The 15345-nt window shown below is 40.2% G+C and carries 9 protein-coding genes and 1 pseudogene; 8 read left to right on the top strand and 2 right to left on the bottom strand.

What is annotated here, in order from left to right; genetic code table 11:
• The 3 genes and pseudogenes from MHN32_RS13870 to MHN32_RS23765 all read left to right on the top strand — a co-directional run.
• Positions 1-234, top strand: a pseudogene (locus MHN32_RS13870) (hypothetical protein); the annotation flags it as partial.
• Positions 235-491: 257 nt separating this feature from the next.
• Entirely contained in the window at positions 492-704 is a 213-nt protein-coding gene (locus tag MHN32_RS13865; RefSeq protein WP_010375758.1) for a cold-shock protein, read from the top strand.
• A gap of 410 nt (positions 705-1114) precedes the next feature.
• On the top strand, positions 1115-1249 hold the full coding sequence (locus tag MHN32_RS23765; RefSeq protein ID WP_275440401.1) for a hypothetical protein: 135 nt from the start codon (positions 1115-1117) through the stop codon (positions 1247-1249).
• Between the two features lie 232 nt (positions 1250-1481).
• Here MHN32_RS23765 and MHN32_RS13860 read toward each other — a convergent pair whose 3' ends face one another.
• Positions 1482-1700, bottom strand: coding sequence for a hypothetical protein (locus tag MHN32_RS13860; protein ID WP_217448625.1), 219 nt, complete (start codon positions 1698-1700; stop codon positions 1482-1484).
• Between the two features lie 409 nt (positions 1701-2109).
• Between MHN32_RS13860 and MHN32_RS13855 the strand changes: the two genes are divergently transcribed.
• The 5 genes from MHN32_RS13855 to MHN32_RS23755 are packed head-to-tail and all read left to right on the top strand — an operon-like array spanning position 2110 to position 13479.
• Positions 2110-3849 carry a hypothetical protein gene (locus MHN32_RS13855; RefSeq protein WP_239422087.1) on the top strand — a complete coding sequence of 580 codons (1740 nt, stop codon included), beginning with the start codon at positions 2110-2112 and terminating at the stop codon, positions 3847-3849.
• Positions 3850-3861: 12 nt separating this feature from the next.
• Complete coding sequence (locus MHN32_RS13850) at positions 3862-5175, top strand: FMN-binding glutamate synthase family protein (RefSeq protein WP_010603843.1); 1314 nt, start codon at positions 3862-3864, stop codon at positions 5173-5175.
• Positions 5176-5193: 18 nt separating this feature from the next.
• Positions 5194-6810, top strand: a complete 1617-nt coding sequence (locus tag MHN32_RS23865) for an MBL fold metallo-hydrolase (protein WP_239422085.1) — start codon at positions 5194-5196, stop codon at positions 6808-6810.
• A gap of 12 nt (positions 6811-6822) precedes the next feature.
• Positions 6823-11541 (top strand): hypothetical protein, encoded by a 4719-nt coding sequence (locus MHN32_RS13840; RefSeq protein WP_239422083.1) that lies wholly within the window; start codon positions 6823-6825, stop codon positions 11539-11541.
• A gap of 9 nt (positions 11542-11550) precedes the next feature.
• On the top strand, positions 11551-13479 hold the full coding sequence (locus tag MHN32_RS23755; protein ID WP_275440400.1) for an SUMF1/EgtB/PvdO family nonheme iron enzyme: 1929 nt from the start codon (positions 11551-11553) through the stop codon (positions 13477-13479).
• A gap of 466 nt (positions 13480-13945) precedes the next feature.
• On the opposite strand, the gene MHN32_RS13830 is transcribed toward MHN32_RS23755, so the two are convergent.
• Complete coding sequence (locus MHN32_RS13830; protein WP_102058314.1) at positions 13946-15196, bottom strand: hypothetical protein; 1251 nt, start codon at positions 15194-15196, stop codon at positions 13946-13948.
• Positions 15197-15345: the final 149 nt, after the last annotated feature.

Below are 15345 nucleotides of genomic sequence, written 5' to 3'. Positions count from 1 at the left end.
GTGCTAACGTTATTCATGATGGACTCTCCTAATAACTGTGTTTGCAACTATCAGTTTGGCGCATTGACGCCGATTTGGGAGCGTCCATCTCATCACCCATCACGATTAGCAAGCGGCGATATCCACGACACCCGCTGCTTAACAGATAACTTTGTTCAAAATCGTTTAATCAGTTGTGACTTTAAAGAAGAGAAACACTCAGGACGGATGATCCAGTATTTGAGTGAGGTGTAGTAAGTATCTATAGTCGAGGGTGTAATGCTGACGGTTTTGCTGTTGATTTTATTGAATAAATAAAATAAAAAAGAAACTTATATCTATTAGTCATATTTCGTGTATAGTGGGTGACTCAATAAGTTACCTATTAATGTAACATTTAGTTCAAGTTCTTCTCAGTTTCCTTTCGAACCAGTTCGTCATATATGCTCTGCGATATCTTTTCCTTTATTACATACTTAGTAACTAATATTTTTTAATATATCGAGGTATATATGTCTAACAAGATTTTAGGTTCAGTAAAATGGTTTAATGAGTTAAAGGGGTTTGGTTTTATTACACCTGAAAATGGTAGTCCAGATGTTTTTGTTCACTTTAAATCAATTGTAAGCGAAGGCTTTAAAACACTGAATGAAGGTCAAAAAGTGGCCTTTGATGTTGAGCAGGGGGCTAAAGGTCCAAATGCTGCTAACGTTACTTTAGTATAAGTGGCGAATAGACTGGAGAGGACTTCCAGTCAATATCCATCTCTCAAAGTAAAAGTCCATTTCAATATTAACACCATAATTTCATAAAACTCCATTTAATCGATGTGCGTTTTTTAACTCACATAGAAAGGGAGTTTTATGCGTTTTCGTTCATATTATTTTGTTTTGAGAGGTAGGATTTTAAATTGAAAAAGCAGTCGAAAAAAAAGAGTGGCGAAGACGCGGCTCTTGATAAAAGTAAGTCAAATAATATTCACGTTGTAAGAAGAAAAATCGAAGATATTCTGTCTGAACGAGAGCGAAAGAAATTATTGGGGCTTTGATTTAAAGAGAAGTGAGTTATGGCTAGACCAAGAAGATAAAGTAGTAAAAAAACACGGAAAGAGGATTTTGAAGGTAAACTTGAACAAGTGGTAGGTGAATATCGTCAAGCAAAAGAAGTGCTTGATGCTCTTACGGAAGATTCGGTCGAATATAGCGAGCAAAAAGATGAATGTGACAAGCTCTTTGCGCGTGCTGAACGTTTCATCAATAGACAGTCTTAAGACTCATAAACTTCAACATTAAAGCAAATGACAAGGCATGTATCTGCCTTTAATCCCGCTTTAAATTTGCTTACCTTAGTTGCAAAGTTCAAGGAATGAATCAAAAGCTAATATAGAAAAGTTAGCGTTTATCTTAACCAACTCATCTGAACAAACCCTACATTAGTTCGTTCATCTAAACCATTTCTTTGTTTGTATAAATAAGGGTAGTGGATCATGCTTACACTAGTTTTTATACACTTCCCTCTGATTCTATGACCAAAATTCTCGGCGCTCCACGAGGATGAGCAACATGCTCAGTGCCTATTGATGCATAAAAAATATCACCAATTTGCAACAGGGCTGATTGCTCAATACCATTCTCTTTATAAAACATGTCAACAACACCATCTAACACGACAAAGACTTCTTCACCGTCATTAACATGCCACCTTATAAGGCTGATCAGCACGTTAGTTTATAAGTCGAGTGTACTCACAAACTAGGTTGGGTTTTGGCGAAGCTTATCTTGGAGCGGGGTAATTCGGAGGCGTTTACCTTTGATACACGTCGAAAAAGGTGCCTTTTATCGCATCAAAATGGAAGTCTAGGGATTTTCCCTTCTAAAGTAACATCGAACCCCATCTAGCTATATATCGATATTCAAGTTTGGAAGTCCTGATATAACTAAAATGGGGGGTTATCTTCTGCAAAGTCAATCAAGCAAAACAAGATAATTGCGGCTCTCCCAACGAATTTCAAGTCAGCTTGAATGTAATACTATGTAATATCATCATGAACGGCCTTGTGTTAATTTTTTTATATATTTGTTAGTCATTGCGGTCAACAGTACGTTGGCAGTTAATCAGGGGCGGTTTGTTATGGTAAATGTAGTCCAAGTTATTTTATTTCTCTCATGTCTTAGCTCTTTCGCCGTTGCAAAAGAGGCTAACAGTACTCAACAATTACCTGATGGGTATATATATTCGGGGCAGGGTGACCCTATAACCAAAAGGCGACCAGAACCAACCACTATCGAAGTTTTGATTAATAAAAAATACTTTGAAATTTGTGAAGAAGAGCTTGGTCAAATCCCTGTTGAACAGGTTGACTGCACGTTGGCTCAGCCGATCCCTATGACCAGGACTATGGCAGACGGTTCAGTTGTTTCTCTGAACCGCCGCAACATACCAGCAAGTATTCCAAGGTTTGGTAGTGGAAGTGAGCAAGTCAGTTTTAATAGTAGTGGTTTTGCTGATGTTACAACTTGTGATAAGCCCAGTGCTATATTTCGCGATATGAAAAATGTTGGCTGTGTTCCTGGTGACAGAATTAAATACATTAATAATGTATTGGCTAATGGTAATAAAGTTGATTGGGTTTATATATGTAGAAAAAACAACAAAATAATGGATGACCCACATCTTTATAATGAGCTTGGCATGATAGGTTACAACAGAGATACTGGGAAAACCTGTTTTTTTGCTGGTCAGCCAACATTAGAAGCGGAAGTTAAGGGGAAATGGATCTTAACTTCTGTGAATGAACAAACGGAGGAAAGCAGTACAAAAATTGAAAATATAGCGGCTATTCCTCTGGTTACTGGTAAGGAAATTCCACCGCCAAACTTTACCGACTTTGATCCCGAGTCGGTCAAACATTGGTCATTACCTGTTGGTGGTTGTGTCGGCTGTCATTCTCAGGGACCATTTGTACGTTTTCCTTTTACAGAGCCCGTTGCTTGTGCTGTCGATCCTAAAACTCAATCCTGCTCTCAGCATTACAACAGCATAAAGGAATGTGAAGTGGCTAGGGAAAATATGCCTCGTCGCGAGCGCCTAAATACCAAGTGTGAAAGTGTTATCCCAAAGCGTCGACCCGGTATGTTGTACGATCCTATATCACCGTTTGATCAGAAAGGAGAGCTTGCAGCTTATATAAATGAGTTAGCTCAATCTGAAGGTTTTGACATCGGAGATAAGTATTATAACAACTTGATGGCGGCTAAATGGAATCACCCGATGCGATTAATGGACGAGGAAGCCAAGCCTTGTACCGTTTGTCATGCCATCGGTAACGCTGACTACGGTGATCGATTTGTGCACGCAGGCTTTGTACTTGGGCAGCTAAACCCTGATGATGTTAAAAAGTATCACATTCGCTCAAAACTTTACTTAAGTAATGTTTCCAAGTCATTGAGAAACGAAGGCTTTCACGACAAGAAAGTACTAACCGATGGGTTACTGCCGCTTAGGCTTGGGTACGATTCAGTGGCTGAACGAAACGCCGAGCGCGAGAAACAAAGCATCGCTCGTTATATCAAGGCGATAAAACACATCAAAGGTTGTTCTGCGAAAGACAATAACTGTTCATGGGACGAACACTGGACTATGACCAGGGTAAAAGAACAACCGCTTAAATATCTCCAGGACCATTGTAGCTTCTGCCATACCAGCGATATGGCTTCACCTAGATTGGTCACGGAAACCGACTTTAAGCGGCTCGAAAATCGTGATCGGATCATTAACCGTTTATATGAAACCGTCAACCCTATGCCGCCAAGTGGGCAGTTTCCCGATGATGTAAAAGCCGTTCTAACAGAATACTTGCGTGCAAAATAAAGGGGTAAAGATATGGATACCGAATTAAAAAGACAGATCAAAAACAGTATTGAAGATAAACGAGCTGACATAATAGAACTGATTGAACTCGGTCGAGATCTTGCGACAGATGAGCCAGAACATATCAATCATGGCCCCAACACTTCAATGGGAGTGCCCAAAAACACCTTACCCAAGTGGGATGATATTCAATTATTAACAGCTCAACTAGCAAAAAAACCTTTATTTGACGGGGAAACTGTCAATACTCAGCTGGTTATTGGTCCCAGAGCTAAAAGTCCTTTAGTGTTGGATATACCCATGTTTGTTTCAGACATGAGTTATGGTGCCTTATCAAAAAACGCAAAAGTAGCATTAGCTAAAGGTGCAAACTACGCAGGTACTGGCATTTGCTCTGGCGAAGGAGGAATACTGGCAGAGGAACTGGCCGCCAATAATCGTTACCTGTTTGAAATGGGGACTGCTCGAAACGGTATTAAGCCAGGTAAAGAAGCAGAGTTTTTTGAAAAATATAACGGCAAAGTTAAAGCCTTCCACTTTAAAGGCGGGCAAGCCGCAAAAACGGGTACTGGCGGTCATTTGCCAGGCGCTAAAGTTACGAAGGAGATTGCTGAGGTGCGTCATATTACAGAAGGCCAAACAGCAATCTCTCCTCCTACCTACGAGGACTTTACAAGTCCGGATGAATTCAAAGACTTTGCTGACCTGATAAGGGAAGGGCTGGATGGCGTGCCCATTGGTTTCAAAATTAGCGCAAACCATATTGAACGTGATATCCAGTTTGCTTTGGATGCCACTGCTGATTACATCATCCTTGATGGTCGGGGCGGCAGTACAGGGTCTGCACCCAATATATTTAGAGATCATATTTCTGTTCCAACTATTCCTGCGCTAGCCCGAGCAAGAAATTATCTTGATGCTCAGGGAATAAAAAAGGGAGCCTCAGATTCAGTAACCCTAATCATTACAGGTGGGCTAAGGGTCCCGGCTGATTTTATCAAAGCTATGGCGCTAGGAGCGGATGGTATTGCTTTATCAAACAGTGTGCTGCAGGCAATCGGTTGTGTTGGCGCAAGAATTTGTAATTCAGGTAACTGCCCGGCAGGAATTGCTACTCAGGATCAAAATCTGGTTAATAAACTGAACATAGCTGATAGAGCGGATGATCTGGATAGTTTCTTTTATGCCAGTACACACCTTATGCAAATTATGGCAAGAGCCTGTGGTCACGATTCATTAAGTAAATTTTCCATGGACGACTTAACTACTTGGCATAAACAAATATCGGAATTAACCGGTATCGCTTATGCCGGAGTTACAAACTAGAGACAGCAGGAAATAGTAGTGGGTAATGTAAATACAGCAATAGCTCTTGGTACAGAGATCGACAAACTGATTAATCGCATTGTTATAAACACAGATGGGCCAACTAGAGAAAAATATGTGGAAGAAACCATATCAGATAAGAAAAACAAACTAGGTAACTATAGTAAACAAGTGAAAGTATATGCTAACTGTTTGAATCATATTGGTAAATATATTTTTGATGAAAAGAATTATGGTCAGGATGAGGTCGATACTTATAAGAATATACATAGAACTTATGACTATAATTTTGAAGATTCCACCAAAACAGCATTCGATACATTAAAAGCCAAAATGGTTGCATTGCAAACCGAGTTTAACGACAAACCAAATAGCACAATTGACTTATCACCTACTACAGTGCATGCAGCTCAGGCTTATCAAAATTTAATTGATGGAATCCCAAAAATACCTTTTAGTAATTGGGAAAAAATAGGGATCAAAATGAATGATGATCTTGATGGTATAAAACGGGAGCTAGCTGTAATAAAAGAAAAAACCAAGGAAAATGTAAATCTATATAAGGGACTAAAAAATGGCAGTATAGTGCCCAGTGCGGATGGCCCCATGTATATTTCCTTTGTTAATATGGGGCAGGGAGATTGCACTTTAATTCGAACGCCCAAAGGAAAAACCATAATGATCGATTGTGGTGAGCATGGCACACTTTCACCAGGGGCCTACGATCAAGCCCGTATTGTTAACGAAATAACCAGTAATCAATTCTTAAATGGCAGCAATAAAATAGATTATCTTATCCTGACTCACAGGGATGAAGATCACCATAATAAGTTGAAAGATATATTCAGTGACAACAAATTAAAGACGGTCAAGTTTGGCACCCTTATTCATAGTGACGTGTTAATCTACTACAAAACGACAGATACCTGGCTAAAACCCAAATGCGACTTTTTTGAGGCAGTCCAAAACAACGAAAGTGACACTAAATCCAGTTTTACCATAGGTGCAGACGGGCAAGTCGTTGTATTACAAGAATCAACCTTAACAGTATCCATTGTCGCCAGCGATGTTGGCAGGGGAGACAGTACCAAAGGAAAAAAAATAAAAGTAGACGGTGGAGACAAAAGTACTGATGCTAACAGAGGCAGTATTGTCACTTTGCTTGAAGTCGGCAGTGACAAAATATTAATTAGTGGTGATGCAACAAAGCTCACTGAAGGCTTCATCTTGAAGCAATATAAAGATAAAAACCTGTTAAAAGATCTTACTTTAATGACAGCGGGCCATCATGGCAGCGATACCTCTTCGACTACAGACTATCTGAACAAATTAAACCCCAAATATATAGTGATTAGCGCGGGTTATAAAAATACGCATGGTTTGCCAAGAAAAGACGTAATCGACAGATTAAAAGGAATATCAAAACTTACAAAAGGAGAGGCCAAACATAATGTTTTTCATAGCGACGGAAGTACAGAATCAAGTTCAACAACCGGTAATAAAATATATAAATTTACTAAAAGTGGCACCGATGGGATTAAACATGCACTTTATGTAACAGGGCAACATGGAACTCAAAATTACTGCTTTAATTTAGGCTCGAATATACTGCCTATGGGCTTTCGGAAAATATAAAGGGAGTCCATTATGAGTTTAGCTGAATTAAAACAATACATTAGTCAGAGCATCCAGTCAGGTCAGTTACAAATCAGCGAAGCTTTTTGCCGAGGAGTAGAACTTGACTGCAACAAACTAAATAGTTTCGTTGATAAATACTTTCCATATAGCAGCTGTATAGCCGTAGATCAGCTTGAACCTCCCTGGCTGGATATGACTTCGGTAGTAGTAGATGGTGTTGGCAAAGGAGAGGTTTTTAATAATCTGTCATTGGAATTAAGATTTTTTATTATTGATAGTCAGCCAGACCAAGACCAGAAAGCAAAACCGCAGCTTGGGCTGTTTATAACAGCAAAGGGGCAAAATTGTTGGCATCTAACTGACTCATTTACCACCATCAAAAATGTTGATGAATTAAGCTTTAATCGCCCTATATATCGTTTCGCCACCCATAATGGACTTGGAATGACAGGCGAAGGATTATACTTTAGAGGCAAACCGCAATTTGATAGTGAGTTATCAACTCTAAAACCTTTGTTACCTGCGGTTACCGAGCAGCTTGCAGGGCAAGTTGAATTTGAAACAGGTGGGCCAGTATTTGACTTTATTGGCGAAATCAACCCTGCATGTAACCTTGATTTTCTTAACATAGAAAACCTGGGTTACACTCTGCATAGCCGTTCTTACTTTAACAACAGTGACTATCAGCTCCATAATCAAACCTATATGTCCTTTAAAGGGCTGGTAAGGTTCGATAAAGATAACAAGCTTCCGATAGAGCTCACGGTATTTGGCACAGAAGAAGTACAATTAGACATTCAGCCTGACGATCTTTTTCAAACGGGCTTACAGAAGTTAGAGCACTTTGCCGCGGATCAGGACTTGTCCTTACCCGCTAATATGTTTTCCTTTGCTCAGAATATTCATATTGACAACATTTCCGCTAGAGTTGACCTTAGCCCTGAACCAAGCGTTAAAGCCTTAACCATAAACTTGGCGAAAACCTCCGACGTCACTTGGACCTTGATTCAAGATCTTATCGAATTATCAGATTTGAGTGTTCAGCTTCATCTTGATCGCGGTCTTGATCACAAAAGCGGGGCTACAACAGTATCTGGAATTGTTGAAGGGCTATTTAATATTGGTCAATCCGGAGTCATCAAACTTAAAACCTCATTTACAAAGCAACAGGAAGCCAACTCATATTACCTTTCAGGCGCTCTGCAGAAAGGACCTCTAAAAACAGCAGAAATCTTTGAATATTTTCTGCCATTTTTACCAGAGTCTGTGCCGAGTGTGGATATAGAGAAACTCTATTTCGAGCTTGATTCAGCCTCTGAAAATTACAAAATCGAGTTTGTTGCAACCAATAATGACTGGTGGATCATTCAGAATAAACTTGCCATTAGAGAGTTCTCTTTTCGCCTGAATAAACAGCAACCAACAATCAGGCTGGATGCCAGGGGCAGCTTCGAACTCTGTCAATGCCAATTTTTTATTGAATCCTTTTACGATACAGATACTGGTTGGCTGTTTAAAGGTGGTTCAGCAGAAAATCAAACCATACCATTAGGCAACATAGTTGTAGAATTTGCTTCTCTGTTTGATGTTGGCAACATAGTTCCTGATTTTATACAAAACACCATACTTGAAGACCTATTAATCGAATTTAATGCGGACGCCAGTCATCTGTTGTTTGGCGGAAAACTTTCGCTATCCATTATGGACACTCCAGTTGTCATTGAAGCTTGCGTGCGAGTTGATGAAGAAGAAAACCGTTATAAACGTTCTATAAAGGGTCAGTTGGAGATCGGCAAAGCCCAGTTCTCATTAAGCTTTGAAGCCGAAAAAGAAGACGAACAGCAAAAAGAGCTACTCCACGGCGATTGGAAAATGCAGGATGATCAGACTCTAGGCCTTGATGACTTTACCGAGTTCTTTGGTCTTCACTGGCCAGTTGGGAATATCATTGATATTTCTCTCAAGTCTGCGTCAATGGATTATCTAGAAAAACAAACGGAGAAACAAGAAACTGGAACACCTGCTGTTGAAAAATGCATGGAATTTAACGCTAAAGCAGAAGTATTTTCAACAGGTGCGCTTTTCCAAAAACATAAGGTAAAGCAAGAAACAGAGAAAAAAGAGCAGGACAAGGAAAGTCAACCAGAACTAACGGAAGAATGGGGCTATTTGTTGGCTATGGGTCTTAATAAAGGCAAAACGTTGTGGGATTTGTTGCCTCAGTTAAAGGTTATTGAAGACTATCTAAAAATCTCCGACCTGTGTTTTTCAGTCAGTTCATTTCCTGAAGATACCGCGGTTAAACTGCTTAAACAAAAATCACCAATTACAGATCTAATACCTCAGCCTTTCTTGCCAAAAGCGGGTGAAAAATCCAAAAAGAAATCTAAGGTTAAAATTGCTCAAGGTCTTAATTTATATGGCTGCCTGGAGTTTGGTACACCGTTATTTAGCGCTCTGCCTGCACTTATCGACTTTGGTAATGACTCTGATGAAAACGGCCAGATTAAGCTGTATGCGCTGATCAACGAAGAGGATCAGGAAAAAACGCTATTTGAGGCTCAAATCGAAAATGTCACCCTAGTCAGTCTGATTAAATTTGACCAATTCGCTTTTAGGTATACGCCAGCAGAAAAAGATAAAGCTGAATTTATAGGCGAAGGCAAAATCAAAGGGTTGGAAGTTGGCTTTGACGGCAAACTAGAGTTGACCGAGCCGCAAGCCAAGTTTGATTCCGAGTTTGTCTTGATGGAAAGCCCTTTGGGTATTCCGGGTATTAACTTTGACAAGGCCAGTGTGCATTACCTATGCGTCTATGCAACCAAAGCAACTGAAGATACCCCAGCGAAAGAACAAATATCTGAGCTGTCGCTGACTGGTGAAGTATCACTAGGAGATCTGATACTCAAAGGAGAAATCCTCTTTAAAGACTCTGAAGCCGCTGTTGTGGCTATGAAACTGGACGGCAGGTTATCTATCATAGCTTTGTTCGACCAAGTATTAGGTGGCTTGTTAGGAGACATTAAAGAGATTCCAATTCTTGAACTTTATGACGGTCAGATTTATTACCAAGGCACGGAAGAAAAAATAGTCTTAAATGAACACACTTACTTACCGGGTTTCCATTTAAATGGTCATTTCGATATTTTCGGTGTGGCATTTGATGCCGATCTTGGTTTGAAACAAGACAAAGGTTTAGAAATAACAGGTAGCAAAACCAAGCCGATTGATTTGGGACCGATCCAGTTTACTGGCAAAGAACTAGTCGAAAAAACAACAGATACAGGTGAAAAGGAAAAAGTCGATACAGGGCCCTCACTGGCTTACATCGCCACAACCGATGAAAAATCAGCAGAGCTTGGTTTTGGTTTCCATTTCCTTGGCCTGACCTTTAAACAAGGAGGACTGGGTTGGCATCGAGAAAAGCAGGGAGAATATTACAAGGGTGCCATTACCTATGATGGTAGCTTAATCGGTATTAAAGATCCCAGCCTTGAAGTTAAGTGGTCAGAAGAGAGAGGCTTTGAAATCCTTCACTGGCCTATGGAGCCCATAATAGAAGCGCTGGATTTAATGCGGGAAATGGACAATTTCAGCCTTAGTGGCAAATCCACCTGTGAGTCGATTAAGAAGTTACTGGGCGACATATTAGAAGGTGAGTTTGACGTTGATACTCAACTGCAATTTCCTACCAGGTTAAAAGATGAGGATAGCAGGTCAGGTTATTACGTGCCTTTGTGTTTGGACATAAAATATACCATCTATGTTAACCCGCCTCTTATCGATAGAAGACCAGTTCTTACTGCAGCTCTACCTACTTTCCATCTGGAATTTCATATTCCAACAGGTGCCAATATAAACGCTCTGCTTAAAGCGATAAGTGATAGCGTTTTGGGCAGCGTAAAAGACATGATTAATACCCTGATGGATGACCCTGTTGCCTTTGGCGAGTTCCTAGCAGCCATTGCTGGTATGAAAGCCTTTGACAAAGCCGTTGAAAGTTTCCTGTGCCGAGGCTCAAAAAACAAAGCATTGGAAAAAGAAGCTAAAAAAGAAGCTAAACGCCGCACCGATAAAGATTCCAAGAACAAAAAAGATCTGGATAAGGCGAGAAATGCTCGTAGCACAGGAGGTGGTGGAAGCGGCGGTGGAGGACTTGGTCTATGGCCATTAATAACTGTAATGGGGTTAGCGTTTGGTGCAATGAAAGGCTTTGGCAGCGCACTTGGTCTGTTAGAACTATTTATTCCTCGTGGTAAAAAGTCTGAAGAACAAGAACAAGCTGAAAAAGACTTCCAAGAGGCCAGGGGCATCTATGAAGAAAGCAAAAAAGAGCTCCTTAGTTTGTTGGCTACAATTGAGCTCGACGCTGAATATACTGACAAGTGTCTAGCGGTCAGCTGGTCAAAAATTGAAAAGGGTGAAAAGAACGAAGAGGATGAAATTGATGCAGAGCTTATTTACAGCCTACGAATCTTAAATGAAAACGAGGACACTCTGTTTTCTGACAAATATGTTGACCCACAAACAAAAGTGAAGCTTGTTGACCAGAACTGGCTGCAAGAAGGACAGCCTATAACCATAGAGTTACAGACACAGATAAGCACATATCCAGAGCTGATAGGTCAACCTATTACTAAAAACATAGAGCTAATTGATATAAATAGTAAATGGCGGATAGGCCAAGCTCGCATTGGCATAAATACACGTCCAAATAAAAAAGACTAGGAACCCATTATGACTGATAAGAATACAGTAGAGCGATTGATTTACCGTAATGGTGAGTTGCTGGACGCCAATGATTTAACTCATGAACAGCAATACCATATCAACCAACGTCAGCAACAGACTAGGGCACTATTTACCCCTGGAGTGTTATCTGGATTAGGAGTTTCTTTTAATGAAACTCATATCTCATTGTCATCTGGTTTAGCTATTGATTCTAAAGGCCGGCAAATAGCGCTAGTAAGTAAGGGGCAATTTGGTAATACTCAAATTGAAGCAGATGAACATGGTGTGTTTAGTATTCCACTTAATGACTTGACAGAAGAAAACAGCAGAATTTATATAGAGTATGGTTACGAGCAGAATTCTGGTGATAATCGCCAAACCAGTTGTCCGAAGATTATATTATTAGGTGCTGAAAAAAAAGCGCCAGAAGAAGCCGTTAGTTTATCAAGAGACGACCGTTTTGCTCAATTGAAGACTGAATTTTTCCCCCATCAGACCGAGCCTAAAGCTGGTAGTAATATTCTGTTCAGCGACGGAAAACCTGCAAAGGAACTAGGTAAAGAAGATGACAGCTGTTTTGACAAAATCAATAACGATCTTTATTTAAAAACTTCAGCTGGTTGGCAATTACAAGGTAACTTAAAAGGGCTGGCGGGTGCACAAGGAGATACTGGTGCGCATGGTGAAAAGGGAGAGAAGGGAGAGAAGGGAGAGAAGGGAGAGAAGGGAGAGAAGGGAGAACAAGGTCCCGCAGGACATTGTGGAGTTTCAGACTCTGGACTATTTCGCCGGGTAGATAATGAACACTTAGAAACACCTATCATTGGCATCGAATATTATTCACCACAACAGCACGGCGGTTTATATGGCAATATTTATCGTATTTACATAGGTAGTAACTATTCGGATTCTTCTCTTATCACTACATCACCTAGAGGAGAATTAATCGACTCAAATTTGCTTGTAAAACAGCTAGGCTGCCAAACGGTTATTAAAAATGCATCCTATAGCGATAATAGTAATGAAGCCAGATTTCAGTTGCTTGATAATGGCGAATTGCGATTGAAAATATCATCTGCTTATGAATTAAAAGGTGGGTGGGTTGATTTTACTCGGGTCGAATTACCCGATAGTGCGGGTAAGCTGGCTTTACATAACCTAATCAGTCAGAGCAAAATAAAAATATCTGCTGTCAAACAGTTGGAAAGCTTTGAGCAACTGTGTAAAGGTGTGACATTAGCGAGCGGCAGTGCACAGGCCTATTTAACACAAAAACAGTATGTTGATGCAGGTTACCCATTAGAAATAGTCCTGAATACCTTAGGTGTTAGAGCATTGATGCGGTTGGTGCCACCTTTAATGAGTGGAAGTGAGCACCGTCCTCACTTGGAACCTTATTACGTAGGGAAATTTCAGATTAGTCAAATAGAATGGCAGCGAGTGACAGGTTCGACACCAAGTGAGTTTAAACTTGATGATAACCCAGTGAATAAAGTAACTCGTCAAGAGTGTGTTGACTTCGCTGCAAAATTGAATAGTGATCTGGTGGGCACTGGTTGGGAAGTTTCTTTGCCAAGTGTAGAAGAATGGATCCATGCTTGCCGTGCAGGTACTACAACACAATATTATTCCGGCTCTCTGCCATTGAACAAACAAGGCAAGGAGTTATCTGGTATGTCCCCAGCACAAGCCCATAGCAATGATATGCTTAGAGTTGGCACAATAGCGCCACCTAATGCTTATGGTTTGTACGATCTTTATAGCTATATTTACGACTTTACCATGACCAACGACTTTTCTGGTCAAGATATCTATTTGCGGGGTGGATACTATGGCGGTTTCTTTGGAAGCGAACAACACAGTGGTTCAGATCCGAATGGACCCGCAGCCAACTTTAAAAGCTTTAGATTGGCCCTAAGATATGTTGGAAAGTAATAACTTTTTGTTGGCATATGTATATGTTTTAACAGGTAATGCCACCAGCTAATTAGTATTAGAGGGGTTCTATGTTACTTTCGAGGGGAAAATCCCTAGAACCCCAAACTGTGGGATTTTTTGCAATATGGGGGTTAGCTTATGAAAAGTTCAAATGTTATCGGGTTTGTTTTAGCTACTTTATTGTTTTTTATTGCTAGTTTTATTGACGGAGAGTTTAATGAACTCTTTTTTAGTATTGCTATTTTGTTGGTTATCTTATCTTTGTTTTACTTTTATAAATCAAAAAATGAATTCTAATGATTAAGTGTTATTCTGGCGAGATTTATAAAGTTTTTTAGGTTTTAGGGCATCGAAGGTGTTAAGCTGACATCCTCCGATACCTCTAGTTGTTCTATGATTTGGTTTGTAGTTTCAATAGTTATAAATTGAATGTGTCAGTAATGCGTAAACGTTTTCCTTTCTATTATTCAGCTGAATAGCCTTCACCAGCAGTAGACAACACGCCCTTTGGAACTTCTCCATATACAGAGTTAATAAGTGTGGTCACAGTTGTATTTGTCGTCTTTGGGTTCGCGTGCAACCAAATTATCTGTGCAGAAGCCGTAATTGGATCAACTGTGTTTCCTTCTTCTCGATTGCGGCAGTTTGAATCAAAACTGGGCCACTTGTCCGACTTCGTATGAATTTGTGTGTTCTGATCCTTGTAACTCCGAAAAGCCTTTACTGGATCACATTTAACAGAAGGTGAAACTCCAGGGGCTCCTCTATCAGTGTGGCTTTTTGAATATGAATCTTGAATCAAATGTAAGACTGACCCTAATGCAGCCATCCGAACCTCATCTTCGTTTTCAATAACCGTACAGCTAGCGGAAATAAACATTCCGTCACACGCTAAGTTGAACGTCGTTGCAACACTGAATCCCTTGAAAGTCTTTTGTTTGCCATTCCAAAGCTCAGTGTTAAATAAACGAGACCAAAAACTAATAGGTCTTTCCTCACACCAGCCTTTTGCTCTTACATTGTCTACCCCAAGCGCTGGTTCAATATTTGGGTATTCACCACTAGACCAGTGGTCGCAATACGGTTGACTAAGGTCGCTTGAACCAAGAGATAGATTGAAAGCAAAATTTGACCATTCGATAACCTTATTCAGAGTCTTCTCGCTTGGTATGCCGTTAGCTGATGCCATGGAGTGTAAAAATTGTAATTCCCCTAAATGACTGGCACAAAGTAATCCGTCATCTGTAATATCAATCTTGTTATCAGGGTCATCATCCAGTCTGCGGTTACAAACACGCTTTATGGTAGCTGCAAATTTGGCTGCGGTTCTATCCTTATTCTGCACTTGCCGTGTCGGATCATCAGACCATCTAATCGACTTTACCAGTTGGTAGTAATCTCTAATCGCCTCCGGATACTTATTGGGCGATGAATATATGTCAATGTTGTTATTCTCTGAAATCTGTGAATTGCATTCGTTCGGCATATTGGTGATTTCAGTTTCATTGATATTTGCTTCGGCCAAACACTGTAAAGCTAATACAGTCATTTTTTCGTGGTTCCGCTCCCATTCGATGCCGACGATTCCTAATTTATCCGTATCAAAGGTGGGGGCGGACTCGTTCTTTACTGCTTTTTTCCCTATTTCATAAGAAAGTGCGGATGTGGTAATAGCAAACAGAACAGCTGAAAACAATGAACAGATGACTTTCATATTTGGTCCCCTAAAAATTAACAAATTTATGATCCTTAAAGTGTCGAAATGAAGGCCGACAAAATGGAGCTCGCTACAGTATAGTAGATTTCGCCATGATTTCAGGCTGTAAATATCTGGTTGTGCAAAGCGAAAATAGCAACATATTT

The sequence above is a fragment of the Pseudoalteromonas sp. Of11M-6 genome, assembly GCF_022347905.1.
Classification (GTDB): Bacteria; Pseudomonadota; Gammaproteobacteria; order Enterobacterales; family Alteromonadaceae; genus Pseudoalteromonas.
This window is presented reverse-complemented; position numbering and strand designations above follow the sequence as displayed.